The following is a 23,554-nucleotide window of genomic DNA, read 5'->3' on the forward strand; positions in this document are numbered from 1 at the left end:
ACCCGGTCCTTCATTTCACGACAGAATGATGTCTGTTTGATGACGCTCAGTGGAGCGGAGACATTAAATTGCCATCATCTACTGCTTGGCGACTGCCTTACTGGTTTTCAGGTAGTCCAGCAGAATCCGCCCGGTCTCGCTCAGGTAGGCGTCGTCTTCCGGCTTGGTCTTTTCAGGTTCGGTCGGCAGCGCGTCTTCGTCTTCTTTCTTCAGCTCCTTGAGCGGGTCTTCACCCTTGGCCTTGCGACGGATGTTTTCCAGGGCCAGTTGCTGGTTCTCGATCGCAGTGTGCTGCGCGCGACGGTCCACTTCATTGAGGCTGACGGTCTTCTCGGCCATCAGCTTCTTGGCCAGGGCCAGCTTGTCGCGGATAAACACAAACTCGGCATCCTTGGCGGAGCGCAGGTCATGTTCGGCCTTGAGCTGGGCCAGGTACGGCTTGAAGGGATCGGACGCCGGCTTGATAGCCGGGCGGATGGTGTCCCACGGCATGGCTTCAGGCAGGGCGCTTTCGCCGATTTCCTTGGTGTCGATGAGCGACGGGAAATCAATGTCCGGCAGTACGCCCTGGTGCTGGGTGCTCTGGCCGGAAACCCGGTAGAACTTGGCCAGGGTCAGCTTCAGTTCGCCATGGTTAAGCGGCTGGATTGTCTGCACCGTGCCTTTGCCGAAGGTCTGGCCACCGATGATCAGCGCGCGGTGGTAGTCCTGCATCGCGCCGGCAAAAATCTCCGAGGCCGAGGCCGAGAGACGGTTGACCAGCAGTGCCAGCGGGCCCTTGTAGAAGGCACCCGGGTTTTCGTCTTCCAGCACATCCACGCGGCCGTCAGCGTTGCGCACCAACACGGTCGGACCCTTGTCGATGAACAGGCTGGTCAGCTCGGTGGCTTCCTGCAACGAGCCGCCGCCGTTGTTGCGCAGGTCGATGACCACGCCGTCAACCTTCTCTTTGGTCAGCTCGGTGAGGATTTTTTTCACATCGCGGGTGGTGCTCTTGTAGTCCGGATCGCCGGCACGGAAGGCCTTGAAGTCCAGGTAGAACGCCGGGATCTCAATGACGCCCAGCTTGTAGTCCTTGCCATCCTGCTTGAGGTTGAGGACTTTCTTCTGCACGGCCTGGTCTTCGAGCTTCACCGCTTCACGGGTGATCGACACGATCTTGCTGGTCTGGTCATTTGGCGCATTGGTGTGGGGAATCACTTCCAGGCGCACCACGCTGCCCTTGGGCCCGCGGATCAGCTTGACCACTTCGTCCAGGCGCCAGCCGACCACGTCGACCATCTCTTTGTCAGCCTGGGCCACGCCGATGATCTTGTCGGCCGGGGCGACCTGCTTGGTCTTGTCCGCAGGGCCTGCCGGCACCAGGCGCACGATCTTCACCTGATCGTTGTCGCTCTGCAGCACGGCCCCGATGCCTTCAAGGGACAGACTCATGTTGATATCAAAATTTTCCGCGTTATCTGGCGACAGATAATTGGTGTGCGGATCGTAGGACATCGCGAAGGTGTTGATATACGCCTGGAAGATATCCTCGGCGCGGGTCTGGTCCAGGCGGCTCAATTGATTCTTGTAGCGCTTGGTCAGCAGCTCCTGGATCGCCTTGGGCTCTTTGCCGGCGATCTTCAGGCGCAGGACTTCATCTTTGACGCGCTTGCGCCACAGGTCATCCAGGGCGGCGGTGCTGGTCAGCCATGGGGCCTCCTTGCGATCCACCAGCAGGGTTTCCTTCTGGGTGAAGTCGAGCTTGTCGACGCCTTTGTTCAACTCACCCAGAGCGAAGTCCAGACGCGCTTTGACACGGTCCAGGTAACGCTTATAGATGGTGAAGCCAGGTTGCAGGTCGCCGCTCTTGAGGAAGTCGTCGAACTGGGTCTTCCATTTGTCGAACTCGGCCACATCGCTGGCCAGGAAGTAGCTGCGCGAGGGATCCAGCAGCTTGAGATAGCTGTCATAGATAATCACCGAGCGCGCATCGTCCAACGGCGGTTTGCTGTAATGGTGGCGCTTGAGCAACTCAACGACGTTAAGGCTGGCAATCACCTCATCGCGATCAGGCTGAAGTTTGTCCCAGCTGTTGGCTGCGAACGTATTGGTCGACAGCGGCAACAGGCCGAGACCAATGAAAAGAGCGAGGGCGGTACTGGGGAACAAATGCTTCATGCTGATTCGACGCGGGGGCAATTGATAACGCATATTAGGCCGTCTTTGAAGTCGCCGGTTCCATTTGGGCCGGTCGCATAATGCAAAAAGCCCGGCGCTACAGCAACGGGCTCAGTCCAGACTCACTATGGAGGCACTGTGAAAGCATTGCAAGGCGTTGAAGGTCATGTGGAGTGGGTTGAGACCCCGAGTCCTACGTGCGATGTAGGGCAAGTTCGCATTCAGGTGGCGGCAGCCGGCCTGAATCGGGCGGATTTATTACAGCGTGCAGGGCTCTATCCGCCACCGCCCGGGGCCAGTGAGGTGCTGGGCCTGGAGTGTTCCGGGGTAATCAGCGAGGTTGGCGCCGGCTCGTCCTGGCAAGTGGGGGATCGGGTCTGTGCGCTGCTGGCGGGCGGCGGCATGGCCCAGGAAGTGGTGGTGGACGCGCGCCACGTGCTGCCGGTGCCGGAAGGTCTGTCCCTGGCCGAAGCCGCTGCGTTGCCCGAGGTATACAGCACCGCCTGGCTCAACCTGTTCCAACTGGCGGCGCTCAAGCCCGGGGAAAAGGTGCTGTTACACGCTGGTGCCAGTGGCGTCGGCTCGGCAGCGATCCAGCTGTGCAAGGCCTTTGGCAGCCCGTGCTGGGTCAGCGTCGGCTCGGCGGACCGCCTGGCCTATTGCGAAGACCTCGGCGCCCAGGGCGGTGTGGTACGTACCGACGGCATCGAGAGCCTGGGGGATTTTGGCCCGTTCGACGTGATTCTCGATCCGGTGGGCGGCAACTATGCGGCCATTAACCTCAAACTCCTGGCCCGCGATGGGCGTTGGGTATTGATCGGCTTGATGGGGGGGCGCGAGGCCCAATTGGACTTGGCGCAGGTGCTGGCCAAGCGCGTGCAGGTGCTGGGCTCGACCTTGCGCAGCCGTGATGATCAATTCAAAGCGGATCTGTTGAGCGATCTGGGCCAGCAGGTGTGGCCGTTGTTTGGCGAAGGGCGGCTGAGCCCGCAGTTGGCCAAGACCTTCCCGATCAAGGATGCGGAAGCAGCGTTTGCGGAGCTGGCGACCAACCAGATTTCCGGGAAGCTGGTGCTGGTGATCGACGAGAGCCTGGCTTGAGGCCAGTCCAGGGTTGAAATGCAGCCCAAGGTGGGAGCGGGGCTGCTTGCGATAGCAGTGTGTCAGTAACAGACCTTAACTTGATATACCGCTATCGCAGCATAGGTATCTACACAACTTTCTTATGGGTATGTGTACATATCCGTTGCTGCGATCACGGCCACTTAGGGTTCCGCCCTTACGGCGGGTCACTTTTGGAAAAGAGCCCGGAGTGCCGGCCCAGCCAAAAGTAACCAAAAGGGCTCTTGCCCCACCACTCGGCACCTCGCCTAGGCTCGGTGTGCCCTTCATCCGACATTGATTTGGGGGGCCGCCGCGATGGGCCATCCATGGCCCAGCGCGGCTAACCCGGCGTCCTGCCGGGTTACCCCCCAAATCAATATCGGATGACGGCCAGCGTGGTTTAACGGGGCGCCTAAGATCAAAATCACAAGCAAAGCGAGGCGGCCTGACAGCCGACCTGATCGTCGAGGCGTACGCTTATACCTGTGGGAGCTGGCTTGCCTGCGATGGTCGTTAACGATGACAAATGAATACCTGACACCCCAGGTGTTCTTGCCGCAGCCATCGCGGTGATGCGGCGACCCGACAAGCCAGCTCCCATATTTGATTGGGTTTCAATGCCAAAAATGGGCCTTCAGGTCCACTGGTGGATCGGCCATCCGGCCTGTTCGGCGTGGGCCTGCAGCACCGGGTCCGGGTTCACCACCTGCGGGAAATCGACCTTGCTCAACAGCGGCAAGTCATTGCGCGAATCCGAATAGAAATACGCACCCTCCAGGCTTTCACCTTCCTGCTCCAGCCATTGCGTCAAGCGGGCGACCTTGCCTTCACGGTACGTCAGTACACCCACGGTCTTGCCGCTGTACACCCCGTGGGCCACGTCCAGTTCAATCCCCAGTACTTCATCAATGCCAATGCGTGCGGCAATCGGCGTGACCAGGTGCGTGCCCGAGGCCGAGATCACCAGGATCCGGTCCCCGTTCTGCCGGTGGCGGGCGATGGTCTTAGTGGCGTCGCTGTAGATCAGCGGCTCGATAATATCTTCCACCCACGGCTCGACCAGGTGCGCGACTTCTTCCGGGGTGCGCCCGATCATCGGTTCCAGGCTGAAGTCCATGAACTCTTCCATGGCCAGCTCGCCGCGGCTGTAGGCGGCCATCAGTTCGTTGTTCTTGCGCATGAACGAATCGGGGTCCACCCAGCCCAGGCGGCCCATTTGTTCGCTCCACAAGGTGGCGCAGTCGCCGTGGATCAGGGTGTCGTCCAGATCAAAAATTACCAAAGCCATCAGTCATGCTTCCTCAATAAACACTGCATCCTCAGGCTACCTCACACAGTGCGCTGGGATCGATGGAAAGTGCCAGGCGTTGCCCGTCTGGGTGCAGATCCTGGGCCGAGCGGTTGAGTACGTCCACCACCAATTCAACGCCCCGGGCTTCGACGCGATAGCGAATCACATTACCCAGCAGGCTGTGGCTGCGCACCAGAGCGTCCAGCTCACCGTTGCGGTTCAGTTCGATGGACTCGGGACGGATCGCAATACGGCTGCTGACCGGACGCTGCAATAGCTTGCTGGCCTGCTCGGCGTCCAGCAGGTTGTAGTTGCCGATAAAACCGGCGGCGAAGGCGTCCACGGGGGCGGTGTACAGGGTTTCAGCGTCGCCGCTCTGCACGATCTTGCCCTGGTTCATCAGGAAGATGCGGTCGGACATGACCAGGGCTTCTTCCTGGTCATGGGTCACAAAAATCGTGGTCAGCCCCAGTTCACGCTGGATCTGGCGGATCTGCTCGCGCAGGTGTTTGCGAATCCGCGCATCCAGTGCCGACAGCGGCTCATCGAGCAGCAGCAGGCGCGGGCGGGTGACCAGGGAGCGGGCGAGGGCGACGCGCTGGCATTGGCCGCCGGACATCTGGTGCGGATAGCGCCCGGCCAGGTCCTTGAGCTCGACCAGTTGCAGCACTTCCTGCACCCGCTGGTGGCTGTCATCGGCGTTGACCTTCTGCATACGCAGGCCGAAGGCGACGTTCTGTTCCACGGTCATGTTGGGGAACAGCGCGTAGCTCTGGAACACCATGCCGATATGGCGCTTCTGCGGGCTCAGCGGCACGATATCCTGGCCGTCCAGGAGGATCTGCCCACTGTCCACCGGCGTCAGCCCGGCGATGCAGCGCAGCAGCGTGGACTTGCCGCAACCGGACGGGCCAAGCAGGGTGACGAATTCGCCCTTGGCGATCTGGCAGTTGATATCACTGAACACCGGGGTGGCGGCGTAGCTTTTTTGCAGGTGCTGGACGCTGACGAAGCTCATTGGCTTTTGTCCTTGTTCAAGAAGTTGGCGGCCCAGGTGAGCAGCAGCACGAAAAGGAAATAGGAGATGACCACGGCGCTGGTGAAGTGGCCGCTGCTGTTACGCATGTTGTTGAGGTACACCTGCAAGGTCTCGTAGCGCGTGCCGACAAGGATGTTGGCGAACACAAACTCGCCGAACAGGAACGAGAACGACAGCAGCAACGCCACCATCAAGCCCTTGCGCAGGTTTGGCAGCACCACCAGGATCGCCGCCTGCCAGGTGCTGGCGCCGAGCAGTTGGGCGGCGTCCATCAGGTCACGCAGGTTGATCGCCTGCAGGTTGTTGGTGATCGCGCGGTACATGAACGGCAGTGCCACGGTGAAGTAGCAGCCAATCAGGATCCACGGTGTGCCGACCATCGCCAGCGGCCCCGAGCCATACAGCTGTAACAGGCCCACCGAGGACACCACCGGTGGCACCGCGAAAGGCAGCAGGATCAGGATATTCATCAGCGCGTCGAGCCTGGGGAAGTGGTAGTGCACCACGAACAGCAGCGGCAGGATCAGCACCACCGACAGGATCAGTGCGCCGACACACACCAGCAGCGATTGGCCAAAGGCATGCAAAAAGCGCGGGTCGCTCCACAGCTGTACATACCATTCAAAGGTAAAACCGGCGGGCAGGATGGTGGCCGACCAACTGCTGGCAAGGGAGTACACCAGGGTGCCAATCAGCGGCAGCACCAGGATCGCGAACAGCAGGTACACCACCACGCGATGATAGAGGGCGACGGGGCTGGCTTCAGCGCGAGACATGGTAGCTCCTCTTGAGCAGCAGTTGATGGACCACGGTGACCACGGTCATCAGCGCCACCAGGATGACGGCCAGGGCGCTGGCCATGTTCGGGTCCAGGGAAATATCGCCGGAGACCATCGCCGCAATGCGGATCGGCAGCACGTTGAAGTTGCCGGTGGTCAACGCATACACCGTGGCATAGGCGCCCAGGGCATTGGCCACCAGGATCACGAAGGTGCCCAGCAACGCCGGCGTCAGCACCGGCAGGCCGATATGCCGCCAGTACTGCCAGCCATTGGCGCCCAGGAGTGCTGCGGACTCGCGCCAGTCTTCACGCAGGGCATCGAAGGCCGGGTACAGCAGCAACACGCCCAGGGGGATCTGGAAATAGGTGTACAGGATGATCAGGCCGGTCTTGGAGTACAGGTTGAAGTCCTGAATGATCCCGGCCTGCTTGAGCATGATAGTGATGCTGCCGTTGAACCCCAGCAGGATGATGAAGGCAAAGGCCAGGGGCACGCCGGAGAAGTTGCTGGTCATGTTGGCGAAGGCGGTGACGAAGTTGCGCAGCGGCGAATCCACCTTGCGCAACGAGTAACTGCCGAGCACGGCAATGATGATGCCGAAGACGCTGGAGTAGAAACTCAGCTCCAGGCTGTACTGGATCGCCTGCAAGTAGAACTTCGAGCTGAAGATCTTGCTGAAGTTGGCCAGGCCCCAGCCGAACTCTTCCGATTGCAGGCTGTTGACCATCACCCAGAACAGCGGCGCGATCTGGAACACGATGAAAAACAGGGCGAAAGGCACCAGGCACAAGGCGGCCAGCCACTTACCACGGATCACTGAACTCACTTCAACAGCTCCTGGCAGACAGGTTTGTCGTGGGCAACGCCAAGCAGGGCGCAGACGGTGCCGCAGATATCGGTTTGCCTGGGTCGGGCCTTGGGCTCGAGGCTGAAGGCATCACCGAACACAAACAGCGGCACTTCACGCTCTTCCGGCAGCAGGCCGTTGTGGGAGCGGTCGTTGTTCATGCCGTGGTCGGCGGTGACCAGCACCTGGTAGCCGGTGTCGAGCCAGCCTTGCAGGTAGTCGGCGAGGATGATGTCCGCCGAGCGGGCGCTGTTACGGTATTGCGCGGTGTCGAGGCCGTGCCTGTGGCCGGCGTCGTCGATGTTCATCGGGTGTACCAGCAAAAAGTTCGGCGCGTGCTTGAGGCGCAGGCTTTCGGCATCGGCAAACAGGTGAGCGTCGGGGTAATGATCGCTCCAGTAGAAGTGCCCGTGCTGGATTGCCAGCGCCGGGTCGTCGGTATGCCGGTCGCGGGCGGCGATAAACGGCGAGCGGTTATACAGCTCGCTGACCCAATGGTAGGCCGCCGCCGCAGTGGTCAAGCCGGCGTCGGTGGCGTAATGGAAAATACTGCGCTGGTTGGACAGGCGCGAGACGTTGTTGTGGACAATGCCACTGTCGATCGGCGTTACGCCGGTCAGGATGCATTCGTACAGCGGGCGTGAGAGGGCGGGCAATTCGCATTCCAGCTTGTACAGCGCTGCGCGCCCGGCGCCGACGTAGGCCTGGAGATGCCCCATGGCATGCCGGGCAACCTCGTAATTGAGGCCGTCGAGCACCACAAGGATGACGTTGTGCTTCATAGGGGCAGGGGCTCCGCGACAAATTGGGCTTGATTCGGTGGATCTTCTGGAACCGGATCAACTGTGGGAGCTGGCTTGCCTGCGATAACGGTGCATCAGCCGATACACGTGCTGAATGTCATACCGCTATCGCCGGCAAGGCAGCTCCCACCCAGGGCTTATTGCATGTTGATGATGACTTCTTCCTGCCACTTCTGCGGCAGCGCCTTGGAGGTCTTCTCCCAGGCATCGGCGTCCTTGATCGGAGTCACGCCTTTGTATTGCTCGTCAGGCAGCAGCTTGGCTTTCACTTCAGGTGGCAGGGTCAGGTGTTCGGCACGGATCGGCCGCGCATTGCCCTTGGCCAGGTTGATTTGCCCGGCATCACTGAAGATGTATTCGCGGGTCAGCTTGGCCGCGTTGGGGTGTTTGGCGTATTTATTGATGATGGTGGTGTAGCCGGAAATCACCGAGCCATCCGAGGGGATCAGCACCACGTAGTCATCCGGGTTGGCCATCTTGGCCTTGTAGCTCAGGCCGTTGAAGTCCCAGACCACGCCCACTTCCACTTCGCCCTTTTCCATGGTGGCGATGGTCGGGTTGGCCAGGGAGATACGGCCCTGCTTGGCGATTTCGGCAAACATCAGCAGCGCCGGCTGGATGTTCTTCTCGTCGCCGCCGGTGGCCAGGGCGGCGGCCAGTACACCGTTGGCGGCCTGGGCGGCGGTGCTCACGTCACCAATCGAAACCTTGTATTTGCCGGTTTTCAGGTCAGACCACTTGGTCGGCACTTCGGAGCCGTGCAACAGCTTTTTGTTGACGATAAACGCAATGGTGCCGGTGTAGGCCAGGGCCCAGTTGCCGTCCTTGTCCTTGGCCCAATCCGGGATCTGTTCCCAGGTGCTTGGCTTGTAGGGTTGGGTCACGCCCTGCTTGACCGCAATCGGTCCGAAGGCTGCGCCCACGTCGCCGATATCGGCGCTGGCATTGTCTTTTTCTGCGGCGAACTTGGCGATTTCCTGGGCCGAGCTCATATCGGTGTCCATGTGCTTGAGGCCGTACTTGGCCGCCAGGTCTTCCCAGGTGCCTTTCCAGTTGGCCCAGTTATCGGGCATGCCGACGCTGTTCACAGCGCCTTCTGCCTTGGCGGCAGCTTCCAGGGTTTTCAAATCGGTGTCAGCGGCCATGGCGGCGGTGCACATGGCAATGGTCGAGCCTAACAGTGATGCCAGGAAAAGCTGTTTCATCCGAAGCTCCTTTGGGCGTTTTCAACGCTGCGATTTTTTGATGGCGCGGTGGGTTTGGTCTAGGTCAGCAATACACGAGCCAATTTAGGCGCGATGGATGACAGTTTTATGTCGGTGTCGTTTTTAAAGCGCCTGGGCAGGTACTTGCCGGGTAAGCGTAGACCAAGGCCAGGCCCCCGTAATTCTTGGACTTGGCCGATGTATTGCAGGGCGTGTGGGGCAGTGTCACGAGGCGCTGTCATCTGTCGGTCATGTGTGATGCCTAGGCTGGCACGCAACAGCCGCCGCTCATTCCAGGGGCATTTGGCGCACCCAAACAGTGCTGGCCTAGTCCAGATAGGTAACGTTGATGCGTGATGAGGCAACCAAAGCGGTGACAGCCATTGGCCTGGCGCTGCAAGAGCAGATCAGCCACGGTTTGTTGAGCCCGACGAGCAAACTGCCCGCCGAGCGCAAACTCAGTGAGTTGTTTAGTACCACCCGCATTACGGTGCGCGAGGCCTTGCTGCAACTGGAGGCCCAGGGCCAGATCTACCGCGAGGAGCGCCGTGGCTGGTTTGTCTCGCCGCCCCGGTTGGCCTACAACCTGATGCAGCGCAGCCACTTCCACGCCATGGTCAGCGCCCAGGGGCGAGTGCCTTCTACCGAAGTCATCTCGGCACGCCTGCAACCGGCTTCGGCCGCGGTCTGCGCGTGGCTGCAACTGCCGGCACTGTCCAGCGTGATCCAGATCTGCCGGCGGCGGCGTATTGATGGGCGGCTTGTGCTGTATGTGGAGCACTACCTCAACCCCCAGTATTTTCCGGGGATCCTGGCGTGTGACCTGAACGAGTCGATGACTGAGTTGTACGCCCGCAAGTACGACCTGCACTACGGGCGCGTGCGCTTTGAGATTGTGCCGACTTCTCTACAGGTAGAAGCGGCAGCCGCCTTGAAAGTCTCGGCGGGCAGCCCTGGGCTGCGGATCGCCCGGGTCAATTACGATCAGCATCAGCGCCTGATCGACTGCGATCTGGAGTTCTGGCGCCATGATGCGATTCATGTCGGGGTGGATGTGACCTGAGCTTCCTGCGGCCCACTCGCCGCCGTCACCACTTGCACGCTCAAGCGCGGCATCGCCAGGTCCATCCCGGCCTCATCGAGGTGGCGCTTGAGCGACAGGTTGAACGCCCGCGACACTTCCCACTGCTTGATCGGCGCGGTCTTGAATCGCGCACGCAGGATGGCGTTGCCGGACTCGAAGCTTTCCACGCCCTGGAACTCCAGGGGCGACCAGATATTGCGGCGTTGCAGCGGGTCGGCGCGCATTTTCTGGCCGACGTCGCGCATCAGCTTGATCGCGGTGTCGATGTCCATGCTGGCTGGCACCGCTACGCGGAAAATCGCGTAGCCGAATTCCCGCGAGTAGTTCTTGATGCTCTTGATCTCGCTGAACGGGATGGTGTGGACGATGCCGTCGATATCGCGCAGGCGCACGGTACGGATGGTCAGGCCCTCGACGGTGCCAAGGTGGCCGCCGACATCCACATAGTCATCAATGGCCAGGGAGTCTTCGATGATGATGAACAGGCCGGTGATCAAGTCCGCCACCAGTGACTGCGCACCAAAACCGATGGCCAGGCCGATCACACCGGCACCGGCCAGCAGGGGCGTGACGTTCATGCCCATGTTCGCCAGGGCGACAATGGCGGCGATGATGAAGATGGTCACGAACAGCACGTTGCGGATCAACGGCATCATGGTCTGCGCCCGCGCATTGGCCAGGCCTTTGCGCGAGCGGGTGAGGGCGTGGTGGATCGCGGTGTCGCTGAGGATCCAGATCAGCCAGGCAAACAGCAGGGTACCGGCAAGGCCGAACAGCTTGACGCTGATTTCATGTCCGTCGCCTTCGGTAAAGCGGATCAGCGACCAGCCCCAGACCCGCAGGCCGAGTTCGATAAATACCAGCCACACCATCAGATGGGCCAGGGTGTAGACAAAGCTTTTCAGGCGCTCGGAATACAGCGCATGGCGCTTGTGCCCGCGCTGGGGCTTGAGGGCGTGGCGGCGCACCAGGCCGTTGATCACCATGCACAGCACGAGCAACACCGTGCACAGCAATGATTGGCGCAAGGCGGTGCTGGTGTCGCCGGCCGACACGAAGGTGGCAAACAGCGAAATGCCCACCAGCAGCAGCGCAGGCAAGTACCAGAAGGTGCCGATGATCTCGATCGTATCGCTCAATGCGCGGCGGGTCAGGCGCCGGGACAGTGGCTGGTTGCGGATCAGGTGGGCGATGGGCCGGCGGAAACGCAGGATAAACACGCCGGTGGACAGTGCCGCGAGGACATTGGCGACGGTCGCGGCGCTGTGGGCCAGGTGGGTACCCAGGGCTTCGGTCAGGCGCGGATCGCTCAAGGCCTCGCCGAAAGCGGCGAAGCTGCCGATCAGCCACAGCGGGCGAAACGCCTGGTGGCGCAGGATATACAGCGCCCGGTGACGGTGCGGGCCGTCGAGCACGGAAAAGGCAATGACGCAGATCGCCGAAAAACACGTGCCGACCACCAGCGCGTACGCCAGCACCATCGCCAGGGATTTGCCCAGGGACGAGGGCAGGGCGTAGCTGAGGTAGACGGTGATCACCAGGGCAATCAGCCAGGGGCCGAGCTTGCGCAGGGCAAAGCGCAGCATGTCCCAGGTCTTGGGGTGTTGCGGCAATTCTTCACTGAGGCCAAAGCGCAGGCGCACCCGATGGCTGAGCCAGATCAGCGCGGCCGCGAGCAGGCTCCAGAGCATCAACACCACGGCAAAGCCAAAGATAATCGGCAGCCATTCGCTGGCGGGCAGCATCAGCGCGCCCAGCTCGGTCCTGGCCTGGGCGAATTCGACGGACCAGCGATTGAGTGGGCTGTCGGCGCCGGACAGCTGTTGCTCCAGGCTGGCCAGGGTGCCGCCGATCAGGCTCAGCACCCCTTGCTCGGCAGCCGGCTGGGCTTTTTTCGTGGCTTCGCGCAGTTTTTTCAGGTCGGCCAGCAGCTTGGTGCGCTGCTGGTCGTTTTCCAGGGTCTTGATCACCTCGTCCAAAGACTGCCCCAGCGGCACGTCGGCCTGTGGCTGGGCTTTGGTGGTGCTGCCCAGGATGCCGGGCAGGCCGACCGCCTGGGCAGGGGCGATGGGCAACAGGATCAGCAGGCAAAGGAGCAGGCAGTGTGGCAGAGCAAACAGACGGGCAAGCACGAGGCGGTCAACCTTGAATACGATGGATCGCCCGAGTGTACGAGGGCGCTATGCCCAATGCGAGTGCATTTATTATTCGGCCAGTTTCGCCAGGATCCGGTAGACGATGGTGGCGAGGATCAGCAGCATGCCGATCCACATGCCAAATACACCGAGGTTTTTGTCGCGGAAGTTGAAGCCAACGGCCAGCAGGATCATGCCCGTGAGGATGGGGATGAGCATGGCGTGGAAGGCGGACATCGGGATCATGGTGGGGACGGCCTTGTCGTTGAGGGATGAGTGTCAGTCTAGGCGGGATTGGCGCGGGGTGCCTTGATGTGTGTCAGATAGCGCCGCAGTGCGCTGGGAATCGCCATCGCGGGCAAGCCCTAATGCCGTTCAGTTAAGCGCAGATCCCCTGTGGGGGCGGGCTTGCTCGCGAAAGTGGTGGGTCAGTCAACATCAATGTTTGCTGGGCGGACGTCTTCGCGAGCAAGCCCGCTCCCACATTTGATCTTCGCTGCTTTGAGAACTGATCGGCATGAGGGCAAGCGCCGCCCCTTTCAGGGCAGGTCGCGACTTGCGTAAAACGCACTCAGCACCTTTACCAGGTGCGCCAAATCGTGGCTGCCGCACAACTCGCGGATCGAGTGCATGGCGAATGTCGGCAAGCCGATATCCACGGTGCGCACGCCCAGGTGGCTGGCGGTGATCGGGCCGATGGTCGAGCCACAGCCCATGTCACTGCGCACCACGAAGCTCTGCACCGGCACTTCTTCAGCCATGCACAGGTGGCGGAAGAACCCGGCGGTTTCGCTGTTGGTGGCGTAGCGCTGGTTGCTGTTGACCTTGATTACCGGGCCGGCATTGAGTTTCGGGCCATGGTTGGCGTCATGCTTGTCGGCATAGTTGGGGTGGATGCCGTGGGCATTGTCGGCAGACACCAGCAGCGACTTCTGAATCGCTCGTACGAACTCATCACCTTCAGGCAGCAGGCGACGCAGGGTCTGTTCCAGCATCGGGCCGTCGGCACCGCAGGCCGAGCAGGAGCCGACTTCTTCGTGGTCGGTACACACCAGCACGCAGGTTTCGTCGGTCTCACTGGTGAGCAGGGCTTGCAGGCCGGCATAGCACGACAGCAGGTTGTCCAGGCGGGCACCGGCGATAAAGTCGCCATGCAGGCCAATCACCGCTGCGCCCTGGGTGTCGTAGAAGCTCAACTCGTAGTCGAGCACCACATCAGCGTTCAGCCCATGTTCGCGGGCCAGTTGGTCGGTGAGCACGGCGCGGAAATCCACGCGCTCGTCACCGGCAAACTGCGCGAGGATCGGCGGCAGCTCGGTCTGGGCATTGATCGCCCAGCCCTGGTTGGCTTCACGGTTCAGGTGGATGGCCAGGTTGGGGATGATGGCAATCGGCAGTTTGAAGTCGATCAACTGGCTTTCGACCTTGCCGTCACGCCGGAACGTCACGCGGCCGGCGAGGGAAAGGTCGCGGTCGAACCACGGTGCCAGCAGCGCACCGCCATAGACTTCCACACCCAACTGCCAGAAGCCCTGGCGTTGCAGTTCAGGTTGCGGCTTGACCCGCAGGCACGGGCTGTCGGTATGGGCGCCGACCAGGCGGATGCCGTCGTGCAGGGGCGACTGGCGGCCCATCTTGAAGGCGATGATCGAGGAGTCGTTGCGGGTCACGTAGTAGCGACCGTTGGCCTCGGTGTTCCACGTTTCGCGCTCGTCGAGGCGCTGGAAGCCGGCAGCTTCCAGGCGCTGGGCGAGGGCCGCAGTGGCATGAAAGGGGGTGGGAGAGGCCTTGAGGAAGTCGATCAGGCCTTGATTCAACGCTTCGCGCATAAGTAGCTCCAGACAGCAATGCGCGGAGTTTACCGTATTGGCTCAGGATTTGGCTTGAAGCTACTTTCTTAAGTGCAACACAAGACCTCTGTGGGAGCAGGCACGCCAGCTCCCACAGGGGATCGGGTTACCCTTCAAAAAGGCGCAGGGCACTCGAAGCGCAGGCGCTCGCCGCTTTGCGGGTGGGTAAAGCTCAACATGCTCGCGTGCAGGCACAGGCGCGGCCAGGCGGCCAGGGCCTGTTCATGGGCATACAGGCCATCACCGAGCAGCGGGTGCCCGATGGACAGCATGTGTACCCGCAGTTGGTGCGAACGCCCGGTAATCGGCGTCAGCTCGACCCGGCACCAATCCCCGCAACGCTCCAGGACTTTCCAGAAGGTCAGCGCATGTTTGCCGAACTCATGGTCCACCACATGCCGCGGCTTGGTCGGCGGGTCATAGCGCAGCGGCAGGTCGATGCTGCCGCTGTCCAGTTCCGGCTGGCCCCAGCACAAGGCGGTGTAGGCCTTTTCTGTTTCGCGGTCGTGAAACTGGCGGGACAGTTCGCGGTGGGTGTCGGCATCCCTGGCCAGCAGGATGATTCCCGACGTTTCCCAGTCCAGGCGATGGACGATACGTGCCTCTGGGTAACCGTTTTCCTGCAGGCGAGTGATCAGGCAGTCCTTGTTGTCGTCGGCGCGACCTGGCACCGACAGCAGCAGGGTAGGCTTGTTCACCACCAGGACAGCGTCATCCTGGTGAAGGATATGGATATTGGACAACGGCATTAAACAGCCTCGTAACAAACGCCAACGGCGGCTCGGCCACCCGGTTCCCCAAGGGGGATCAAGGTGACGGAGCCGCCGCGGCGACCGCCTGTTCGATCAACGATCAGGCAGGGTGATATTGAGTTCCAGAATCGAGCAGCTGCCGTCGTTTTCCAGGGCGACATGCACGTCATCGTTGCCGATATTGACGTACTTGCGGATCACCTCGACCAGTTCCTTCTGCAAGGCTGGCAGGTAGTCCGGCGTGCTGCGTTGGCCGCGTTCGTGCGCCACGATGATCTGTAGACGCTCTTTCGCTACCGATGCGGTGCTTGGCTTTTTGTTGGCGCGAAAGAAGTCGAGAAATTTCATTGTTTAGTTGCCTCCAAACAGGCGCTCGAAGAATCCCTTCTTCGCGACATCGAGGAAGCGGTGTTCCACGGTTTTTCCCAACAGGCGGTCAACGGCATCGCTGTACGCCTGGCCGGCGTCGCTCTGGTCGTCGAGGATGACCGGTACGCCCTGGTTGGATGCTTTCAGCACCGCCTGGGATTCCGGGATCACACCCAGCAGAGCCACGGCCAGGATTTCCTTGACGTCTTCAACGCCGAGCATTTCGCCCTTGCTGACACGGTCAGGGTTGTAGCGGGTCAGCAGCAGGTGTTCCTTGATCGGGTCTTCGCCCTTCTCGGCGCGCCGGGATTTGCTGGCCAGCAGGCCCAGCATACGGTCCGAGTCACGTACCGAGGACACTTCCGGGTTGGTCACGACGATGGCTTCATCGGCGAAATACATCGCTAGGTGAGCACCGGTCTCGATACCAGCCGGGGAGTCGCAGACCACGTACTCAAAGGTTTCCTTGAGTTCCATCAGGACTTTTTCCACGCCTTCTTTGGTCAGCGCGTCTTTGTCGCGGGTCTGGCTGGCGGCCAGTACATACAGGTTCTCAAGGCGCTTGTCCTTGATCAGGGCCTGTTGCAGGTTGGCTTCGCCGTTGACCACGTTGACGAAGTCATACACCACGCGGCGTTCGCAGCCCATGATCAGGTCGAGGTTACGCAAACCGACGTCGAAGTCGACGATGACTGTCTTGTGGCCGCGCAGAGCGAGACCGGTACCGATAGCGGCGCTGGTGGTGGTCTTACCCACACCACCCTTGCCGGATGTAACCACGAGAATCTTGGCCAAGGTGTTTCACCCCTAAGGAAAAAGGACCTCTCAGTCCCTGAAAAACATCTCTTGAAACTCGCTGCAGGCGGACAGCATTCGTAGGAAAAAGATGTGCCTCCCGTAAGGGAAACGCCAGCTTTCAATTATTCCTACACAAGTCTTGCCGGTTTCGCTGTGCTATCAGAGTCCAGAGATGCTTGGAAAATGCGGCAGTATCCGTTAAAGACGGATGATGTTCAACACATCGCCCGACAGGCTGACTTGTACCCCGGCCCCCCACAGCGGATCACGGCGCAAATCTTCCGAAACCTTGTACTGGCCGGCGATCGACACCAGCTCAGCGCTCAATTGCTGGCAGAAAATCCGTGCCTTGGTATCGCCCTTGACCCCAGCCAGTGCCCGACCGCGCATTGGGCCGTATACATGGATGTTGCCATCGGCGAGAAGTTCCGCGCCGGGACTGACCGGAGCGACCACCACCAGGTCGCCGCCCTGGGCGTAAATCTGCTGCCCACCGCGTACGGGAGAGGTGATGATCCTTGTAGGCTTGACCGTCGGCTCTGCCGGTTTTTCCGGTTTTTTCTTCACTTCAGCTTCTACCGGGTCGAGCACACGCTCGCGGGCACCGGACGGTGGCAATACTGGCAATTCAATAGCGATGGCCGCCGCGATGTCTTCAATACGGTTGGCACGGATGGCCAGGGTGCGCAGGCCATGTTGGCGGCAAACGCGCATCAGCCCGGGCAGGTCAACCGCGCCCTGGCCGGCCGGCAATTTATCCAGGGCCAGCACCAGCGGCGCATTGTTGAAGAAATTCGGCGCCAGGGCGACCTTGGCGGCGAGCTGGCGGTCCAGGGCGTCAAGGTCGTTACGGGCCAGTTCCAGCACAGTAATGGCGAGCATGCTGCCCTTGAGCTGGAATACGGGATCTTGGTCTAGCGATTCAGTTTGGCTCATGGTCGGCAAAGCGGCTTGTCACGAAAAGTGTCGAGACTTATAACGAGAACAACCGCTAGCCGCAAGCCGGGTCGAACCGTTGTAGAATGCGCGGCCCTGTCTTTACCGGAATCTGTAATGGATCGCCCGCGTTTTCGAGCTGTATTTTTTCACCCGCGCTTCTGGCTGCTATGGCTGGGGCTCGGCCTGTTGTGGCTGATTACCCAACTGCCATACCGGGCGCTGCTGGGCATTGGTCGTGTACTGGGTGCGTTTATGTACCGGGTGGCCGGCGAACGTCGACGCATTGCCGCGCGAAACCTGGAACTGTGCTTCCCGCAGATGTCCGCGCAAGAGCGTAAACATTTGCTCAAGGAAAACTTTGCCTCCACCGGCATCGCCTTTTTCGAGATGGCCATGAGCTGGTGGTGGTCCAAACAGCGTCTGGCGCGCCTGGCCCATGTTGAAGGGCTGGAGCACCTCAAGCAGGCACAACTGGAAGGCAAGGGCGTGATCCTCATGGCCCTGCATTTCACCACCCTGGAGATCGGCGCGGCTTTGCTCGGCCAGAAGCACACCATCGACGGCATGTACCGCGAGCACGGCAACCCGTTGTTCGATTTTATCCAGCGCCGTGGCCGCGAGCGCCACAACCTCGACTCCCTGGCGGTAGAGCGTGAAGACGTGCGCGGCATGCTCAAGCTGCTGCGCGCCGGCCGGGCGATCTGGTACGCGCCGGACCAGGACTATGGCGCCAAGCAAAGCATTTTCGTGCCGTTGTTCGGCATCCAGGCCGCCACTGTCACCGCTACCAGCAAGTTTGCGCGCCTGGGCAAGGCGTTGGTGGTGCCCTTTACCCAGCAGCGCCTGGCCGATGGCAGCGGCTACCGCATGGTGATTCATCCGCCGTTGCGCGACTTCCCCGGTGAATCCGACGAAGTCGATTGCCTGCGCATCAACCAATGGGTGGAAACTGCGGTGCGCGAGTGCCCCGAGCAATACCTGTGGGCCCATCGCCGCTTCAAGAGCCGGCCACCGGGCGAACCGAAGTTGTACGAAAAGCGCCGCTGAACAAACGGATTGTCCCTCGCCCATGGAGTTATGCAATGCGCCCCACTGAACCGGTCACAGGCTTGATTCTTTCCGGCGGCGGGGCGCGTGCGGCGTATCAGGTCGGGGTGCTGGCGGCGATTGCCGAGTTGCTGCCTCCGGGGGCCGCCAATCCCTTCCCGGTGATTGTCGGCACCTCGGCCGGGGCGATCAACGCGGTGAGCCTGGCCAGTGGCGCCATGGACTTTACTGCCGCCATCGCGCGCCTCACCGCATTCTGGCAGGGCTTTCGCAGCCATCTGGTGCTGCGCAGCGACTGGCCGGGGGTGATTCACCAGGCCAGCCGTTTCCTCTCCCGCAGCCTTCTGGGCCTGGGCTCGCCGGTGCCAGTGGCGCTGCTCGACAGCTCGCCGTTGCGGGAGTTGCTGCAAGACAAGCTGCATTTTGAAGGTATCAATGAGGCGATCCGCCACAAGCACCTGCATGCCGTAGCGGTGACGGCGTTCGGCTATGAGTCGGGCCAGGCGGTGACGTTCTATCAGGGCGGCGGCACCATCGACGCCTGGCTGCGCCACCGGCGCATCGGCCTGCCCACGCAGTTGACGGTGGAGCACCTGCTGGCCAGTTCGGCGATCCCATTGCTGTTTGCGCCGGTCAAACTGGACCAGGAATATTTTGGCGATGGTGCCGTCCGGCAATCAGCGCCCATCAGTCCCGCGCTGCACCTGGGGGCCACCCGGGTGCTAGTGGTGGGGGTCAGTGGCAACCCGCGTTCCCCTGACCCTTCGGTGCCGCAGGAGCGCAGCTACACCGGCCAGCAGCCCACCCTGGCGCAGATTGGTGGGCATATGCTCAACAGCACCTTTATTGACAGCCTCGAGAGTGACATCGAGTTGCTGGAGCGTCTTAACCAGTTCAGCCATCTGCAACCGGCCAACAGCGCCGCGCGGGGGCTTTCACCGGTCGATGTGTTGGTGATTGCGCCCAGCCAGCCGATCGACGAAATAGCGGCCCGCCATCGCCAGGAACTGCCGGCGGCATTGCGGTTGTTCTTGCGTGGGCCAGGGGCGACCAAGACCAGCGGGGCAGGGGTGCTCAGCTATCTGTTGTTCGAGGCAGGGTATTGCAGCGAGTTGATCGAGTTGGGGCGGCGCGATGCATTGGCCAAGCGCGAGGAGTTGCAGCGGTTCCTGGGCCTGACCCCGAACTGAATCGGGGCGCGGGCTTGTGTGGGAGCGGGCTTGCCCGCGATGGCGGTGAATCAGCCAATACTTGGGCTGGCTGACACTCCGCTATCGCGGGCAAGCCCGCTCCCACAGGGGAGGCCTTAGAAGTGGTACTTGACCAACAGGCTGGCCGTGTCCTGGTTGGTCTCGAACGCGCCGCTGTCCTGGATCCCGTACTTGTTCTTCCAGTAGTCGTATTCAAAACCGACATACAACTGCTTGGCGCCCCAGTTCATGGCTTTGCCCAGGTCATACTTGACCTGCGGGTTGAAGTGCAAGTTGGCGTGGTAAGTACCACGGGCGTTCTTGTCGTTATCCACCACCCAGTCCATGAAGCCGTCGATCAGTACGTCGGAGTTGCCCACGGGAATGGTGTAAGACCATACCGGCGTGATCTGCCAGACACCATCACCCGGGCGATTGCCTTCGGTCTGGCGCTGGTAGAAGTTCAACTGGAAGTAGTCGAAGCCGGGGATGTTCAGGTCGAATGCCGGGCCTACCAGGTAGGACTCGTTGTCGCCTTCGCCGAACTCGTAAGTGAACGCCAGCAATACATCTTTGATCGGGCCGAAGGACAAGTCCTTATCCAGGATCTTGCCAAACGACAGCCGTGGGCTGAACTCGCCGTAGTAAGTATTGGGGCCGACGTTGCCGTCTTCCTTGCCGTTGTAAAAGATACGGTCGAGGAAGAAGAAGTTGTCGCCGTACTTCCACGCATCGGCGTGTTCAAAGGTGACGGTTTGCTGGATCTCTGGGTTGACCTTGAAGTTCTTGCCCCACAGGTAAGTCAGGCTGTTGTTCTGCCACTGCAGCAAGTCACCCGCCATTGCCTGGCCCCCGGCCAGCAGGGATCCGGCCAACATCAGGCTGTTCACGGTACGTTTCATTCGGTTGCTCCCGAGCTAAAGTTTTGTGGTTTTTCTTCTACGCAGGCGCTCTGGTGTGGCGCCTTTTGGTTCGCTGCAAAAATCGTCTGTTCGGTCAGCTTTAATGCTTTTAGCAAGAGCTGCGCCAAAGTGTTTGAAAAGCCAAAAAATCCCCGCCGGCTACATGGGATGCAGTCGGATACAGAGGACTTTTGCGCACTTTGGCAGCCAACATAAGGCCGGGATAAGTTGGCCTTTAAGTCAGCTTTTACATTCGCTGTTTTTTTTTGAGTCGATTCGAGCGGGCGCGGAGAATACTGGCTCCAGAGCCTGTGCTCAAGTGCGCTGTAAAAGAGCGCGGGGGGCGAGAATGGGGCACGGCGTGTGGCCGGCCCCAGGTCTAGGGTGTGCATGTGGATGTTCCCTGTTCGTTGTTATTTTTGTCGTAACGAAGGAATCAATGCGTATGGGCAACTGCGGGGCGTTCTGAGCCGCCCAGGATGTTGAACAGCACGTTCAGCGACAACGCGCTAAGCGTGGCCATGGCAATGCCGCTATGGGTAATCGGGCTCATCCACAACGGTAACTGGGCAAAGAACTCCGGGCGTACCACCGGGATCAGGCCCATGCCGATGCTGACCGCCACCAGCAACTGGTTGCGCCGGTCGGCAATGTCGGCTTCCTGGAGGATCTTGATCCCGGTTGCGGCCACCATGCCGAACATCGCGATGGCCGCGCCGCCCAGCACCGCAGGAGGAATCGAAGCCACCAAAAACGCCGCCTTGGGCAGCAGGCTGAGGACAATCAAAAAGGCCCCGGCCATGATCGTCACCGAGCGGCAACGCACCCCGGTCATCTGTACCAGGCCGATGTTCTGGGCGAAAGAAGAATGGGTGAAGGTATTGAAGAACCCGGCAAAGAACGATGCGCCGGCATCGCACAGCAGGCCGCGTCGCAGCATTTTCGGGGTGACTTCCTGGCCGGTGATCTTGCCCAGCGCGAGGAACATGCCGGTGGATTCGACGAAGATAATCACCACCACCAGGCACATCGACAGGATCGGTGCCAATTCGAATGTGGGCATGCCGAAGTGCAAGGGCGTGACCACTTGCACCCACGGCGCCTGCTCCAGGCCGCCGAGGTCGACCATGCCGAGCAGTCCGCACAAGGCGTAGCCCAGGGCCATGCCGATCAGTACCGAGATATTGACCCAGAAGCCACGCATGAAACGGTTGATCAACAGAATGGTGGCCAGCACCAGGCCGGCGATGGCCAGGTAGATCGGCGAGCCGAATTGCACGGCGGTAGCACCACCGCCAGCCCAGTTCACCGCCACTGGAAACAACGAAAGACCGATGGCCGTGATCACCGTGCCGGTCACCAGCGGTGGGAAGAAGCGCACCACCTTGGACATGAATGGCGCGATGAGCATGCCAAAGAACCCGGCGGCGATGGTTGCGCCGAAGATCCCTTGCAGGCCGATACCCGGCATGCCCGCCATGGCGACCATGCTGCCGACAGCGGCGAAACTGGCGCCCATCATCACCGGCATACGGATGCCCAGCGGGCCGATCCCGAAGGATTGGATCATGGTCGCGATCCCCGCCACCAGCAGGTCGGCGTTGATCAAAAAGGCGATTTCTTCACGACTCAAGCCCGTGGCTTGTCCGATGATCAGCGGCACGGCCACTGCGCCGCCGTACATCAGCAGTACATGTTGCAGGCCTACCAGGATCAGTTGCAAAAGGGGCAGCCGCACCATGGCGGGTGCGGCAGGAATCTGCGGCTCGGCTAACTCGGACATGCAACACCTCGGATCTTTTTTATTTTTGTGTTGTTTGGCAGTCAATTGCCAGGTGAAACCCAATCTTCAAAACACAGCACCTCTCAACTGTAGGAGCGGGCTTGCCAGCTCCTACAGTGTGATCTGCGCTAATCAGTTAATTGGTGCGCGCTCCTTGATTGATCCAACTACCAATCAACTCCCGCTCCTGCTGGGTCATCTGGGTGATGTTGCCCAGTGGCATGATCTGGCTGGCAACCGCCTGCGCCTGGATACGCGCCGCCTGCTGCTGGATCTGCGCCGGGGTATCGAACATCACCCCGGCCGGCGCGGCACTGAACAGCGGGCTGGTGGGCTTGGCCGAATGGCACACGGTGCAGCGTTGTTCAATCACGCTGTGGACCTTGCCAAAGTCCGTCGAAGCCTGGGCTGGAGCCGGTTCGGCGGCCGGGGCGGGAGCGGCAGGGGCGGCTGGCTTGAGACCACCGCCCACTGCGGTTTCCGGCAACGGCTGATACTCGATGGCCGCTGGCGCCTTGGCCACATCCGGTGCAGTCGCCACAGGTTTTGGCCCGGTGACATAGGCCAGGCAGATCATCGCCAGGGCGCCGACCGGCAGGGTCCATGCGTATTTCTGGCTGTCATGACGGGTGTTGAAGTAGTGGCGCACCAACACCGCCGCCACCGCGATCCCGGCCAGGATCAACCAGTTGTACTGGCTGCCGTAGGTGCTCGGGAAGTGGTTGCTGATCATGATGAACAGCACGGGCAGGGTGAAGTAGTTGTTGTGTCGCGAACGCAGCAGGCCCTTGGCCGGCAGTGCCGGGTCTGGCGTGCGGTTTTCTGCAATCGCTGCCACCAGCGCACGCTGGGCCGGCATGATGATGCGGAACACGTTGCCGACCATGATGGTGCCGATGATCGCACCCACATGCAGGTATGCACCGCGACCGCTGAACACCTTGCTGAAGCCGTAGGCCGCGCCGATCAACAGGACGAACAGGATAAAACCGAGCAGGGCAGGGCGTTTGCCCAGGGCCGAGTCGCAAAGAAAGGAGTAGATGAACCAGCCAGCGAACAGTGAGCCAATGCCCAGCAACACGCCTTCGGTACCACTGAGGCTGCTGCCGGGGGCGAGCAGGTACAGCGTCGGGTTGAGGTAGAACACCACGCAGAGCAGCGCGACGCCCGACATCCAGGTGAAATAGGCTTCCCATTTAAACCAGTGCAGGTTGTCCGGCATGGTCGGTGGGGCCAGTTTGTATTTTTCCAGGTGGTAGATACCGCCACCGTGGATCGCCCATAAATCGCCAGCCAGGCCGCTTTTTGGGTTGACGCGGTTAAGGTTGTTTTCCAGCCATACAAAATAGAAAGACGCACCGATCCAGGCCACGCCAGTGATCATATGAACCCAGCGCACGCTCAGGTTCAGCCATTCCAACAGATGTGCTTCCACAGTCTTTACCTCTCGCCCGTCACCCTTGTTGTCGGGTGA

Annotated in this window: 22 protein-coding genes; 4 read left to right on the top strand and 18 right to left on the bottom strand. The window is 60.9% G+C overall.

Going from position 1 to position 23,554, the window contains the following annotated elements; all coding sequences use genetic code 11:
* Nucleotides 1-78 precede the first annotated feature (78 nt).
* A complete protein-coding gene (locus tag PSFL_RS03630) occupies nt 79-2,160 on the bottom strand; it encodes a carboxy terminal-processing peptidase (protein ID WP_169960918.1) in 2,082 nt (693 codons plus the stop codon).
* Nucleotides 2,161-2,298: 138 nt separating this feature from the next.
* Here PSFL_RS03630 and PSFL_RS03635 point away from each other — a divergent pair, with 138 nt between their 5' ends.
* A complete protein-coding gene (locus PSFL_RS03635; protein WP_057959029.1) occupies nt 2,299-3,261 on the top strand; it encodes a zinc-binding dehydrogenase in 963 nt (320 codons plus the stop codon).
* 637 nt (nt 3,262-3,898) lie between these two features.
* Here the strand turns inward: PSFL_RS03635 and PSFL_RS03640 are convergent.
* From PSFL_RS03640 to PSFL_RS03665, 6 genes are all read right to left on the bottom strand, one after another.
* Nucleotides 3,899-4,552 (bottom strand): HAD family phosphatase, encoded by a 654-nt coding sequence (locus PSFL_RS03640; RefSeq protein ID WP_057440676.1) that lies wholly within the window; start codon nt 4,550-4,552, stop codon nt 3,899-3,901.
* A 31-nt stretch (nt 4,553-4,583) separates the two neighbouring features.
* Complete coding sequence (locus PSFL_RS03645; RefSeq protein ID WP_057445233.1) at nt 4,584-5,573, bottom strand: ABC transporter ATP-binding protein; 990 nt, start codon at nt 5,571-5,573, stop codon at nt 4,584-4,586.
* Nucleotides 5,570-6,370, bottom strand: a complete 801-nt coding sequence (locus tag PSFL_RS03650) for an ABC transporter permease (RefSeq protein WP_057440678.1) — start codon at nt 6,368-6,370, stop codon at nt 5,570-5,572. Before PSFL_RS03650 ends, PSFL_RS03645 begins: the two co-directional genes overlap by 4 nt.
* The gene (locus PSFL_RS03655) at nt 6,357-7,202 is read right to left on the bottom strand and encodes an ABC transporter permease subunit (protein WP_057959030.1); all 846 of its coding nucleotides are present in this window, start codon (nt 7,200-7,202) and stop codon (nt 6,357-6,359) included. Before PSFL_RS03655 ends, PSFL_RS03650 begins: the two co-directional genes overlap by 14 nt.
* Nucleotides 7,199-8,005: an alkaline phosphatase family protein gene (locus PSFL_RS03660; protein WP_115127721.1), complete on the bottom strand. Its 807-nt coding sequence runs from the start codon at nt 8,003-8,005 to the stop codon at nt 7,199-7,201. The genes PSFL_RS03655 and PSFL_RS03660 overlap by 4 nt, the downstream gene beginning before the upstream one ends.
* A 158-nt stretch (nt 8,006-8,163) precedes the next feature.
* A complete protein-coding gene (locus tag PSFL_RS03665; RefSeq protein WP_057440683.1) occupies nt 8,164-9,231 on the bottom strand; it encodes an ABC transporter substrate-binding protein in 1,068 nt (355 codons plus the stop codon).
* Between the two features lie 349 nt (nt 9,232-9,580).
* Here PSFL_RS03665 and PSFL_RS03670 point away from each other — a divergent pair, with 349 nt between their 5' ends.
* Entirely contained in the window at nt 9,581-10,294 is a 714-nt protein-coding gene (locus tag PSFL_RS03670; protein WP_057959032.1) for a UTRA domain-containing protein, read from the top strand.
* On the opposite strand, the gene PSFL_RS03675 is transcribed toward PSFL_RS03670, so the two are convergent.
* From PSFL_RS03675 to minC, 7 genes are all read right to left on the bottom strand, one after another.
* Nucleotides 10,270-12,447, bottom strand: a complete 2,178-nt coding sequence (locus PSFL_RS03675) for a mechanosensitive ion channel family protein (RefSeq protein ID WP_115127722.1) — start codon at nt 12,445-12,447, stop codon at nt 10,270-10,272. The two genes, PSFL_RS03670 and PSFL_RS03675, sit on opposite strands and share 25 nt — an antisense overlap.
* Nucleotides 12,448-12,519: 72 nt before the next feature.
* Nucleotides 12,520-12,696 (bottom strand): hypothetical protein, encoded by a 177-nt coding sequence (locus PSFL_RS03680; RefSeq protein ID WP_162947716.1) that lies wholly within the window; start codon nt 12,694-12,696, stop codon nt 12,520-12,522.
* 293 nt (nt 12,697-12,989) lie between these two features.
* Nucleotides 12,990-14,279: a M18 family aminopeptidase gene (locus PSFL_RS03685; RefSeq protein WP_115127723.1), complete on the bottom strand. Its 1,290-nt coding sequence runs from the start codon at nt 14,277-14,279 to the stop codon at nt 12,990-12,992.
* 134 nt (nt 14,280-14,413) lie between these two features.
* Complete coding sequence (locus PSFL_RS03690) at nt 14,414-15,049, bottom strand: RluA family pseudouridine synthase (RefSeq protein WP_057440687.1); 636 nt, start codon at nt 15,047-15,049, stop codon at nt 14,414-14,416.
* A gap of 96 nt (nt 15,050-15,145) precedes the next feature.
* Nucleotides 15,146-15,400, bottom strand: a complete 255-nt coding sequence (minE, locus tag PSFL_RS03695; protein ID WP_003175252.1) for a cell division topological specificity factor MinE — start codon at nt 15,398-15,400, stop codon at nt 15,146-15,148.
* Between the two features lie 3 nt (nt 15,401-15,403).
* Entirely contained in the window at nt 15,404-16,216 is an 813-nt protein-coding gene (gene minD / locus PSFL_RS03700; protein WP_057440689.1) for a septum site-determining protein MinD, read from the bottom strand.
* Between the two features lie 201 nt (nt 16,217-16,417).
* The gene (minC, locus tag PSFL_RS03705) at nt 16,418-17,155 is read right to left on the bottom strand and encodes a septum site-determining protein MinC (RefSeq protein WP_115127724.1); all 738 of its coding nucleotides are present in this window, start codon (nt 17,153-17,155) and stop codon (nt 16,418-16,420) included.
* Nucleotides 17,156-17,272: 117 nt separating this feature from the next.
* On the opposite strand from minC, the gene PSFL_RS03710 reads away from it, so the two are divergent.
* A complete protein-coding gene (locus PSFL_RS03710; RefSeq protein ID WP_057440694.1) occupies nt 17,273-18,205 on the top strand; it encodes a lipid A biosynthesis lauroyl acyltransferase in 933 nt (310 codons plus the stop codon).
* A 35-nt stretch (nt 18,206-18,240) separates the two neighbouring features.
* On the top strand, nt 18,241-19,395 hold the full coding sequence (locus tag PSFL_RS03715; RefSeq protein WP_120732315.1) for a patatin-like phospholipase family protein: 1,155 nt from the start codon (nt 18,241-18,243) through the stop codon (nt 19,393-19,395).
* 116 nt (nt 19,396-19,511) lie between these two features.
* On the opposite strand, the gene PSFL_RS03720 is transcribed toward PSFL_RS03715, so the two are convergent.
* The 4 genes from PSFL_RS03720 to PSFL_RS03735 form a co-directional block, all read right to left on the bottom strand.
* Nucleotides 19,512-20,297 (bottom strand): outer membrane protein OmpK, encoded by a 786-nt coding sequence (locus PSFL_RS03720; RefSeq protein WP_057440698.1) that lies wholly within the window; start codon nt 20,295-20,297, stop codon nt 19,512-19,514.
* Nucleotides 20,294-20,689 (bottom strand): hypothetical protein, encoded by a 396-nt coding sequence (locus PSFL_RS03725; protein ID WP_147283328.1) that lies wholly within the window; start codon nt 20,687-20,689, stop codon nt 20,294-20,296. The genes PSFL_RS03720 and PSFL_RS03725 overlap by 4 nt, the downstream gene beginning before the upstream one ends.
* Before the next feature lie 44 nt (nt 20,690-20,733).
* Nucleotides 20,734-22,080, bottom strand: a complete 1,347-nt coding sequence (locus PSFL_RS03730; protein ID WP_273871961.1) for a nucleobase:cation symporter-2 family protein — start codon at nt 22,078-22,080, stop codon at nt 20,734-20,736.
* Nucleotides 22,081-22,216: 136 nt separating this feature from the next.
* Nucleotides 22,217-23,515: a urate hydroxylase PuuD gene (locus PSFL_RS03735; RefSeq protein WP_057959037.1), complete on the bottom strand. Its 1,299-nt coding sequence runs from the start codon at nt 23,513-23,515 to the stop codon at nt 22,217-22,219.
* Nucleotides 23,516-23,554 lie beyond the last annotated feature (39 nt).

It is taken from the genome of Pseudomonas sp. DD1 (assembly GCF_044510355.1).
In the GTDB taxonomy this organism is placed as follows: Bacteria; Pseudomonadota; Gammaproteobacteria; order Pseudomonadales; family Pseudomonadaceae; genus Aquipseudomonas; species Aquipseudomonas shahriarae.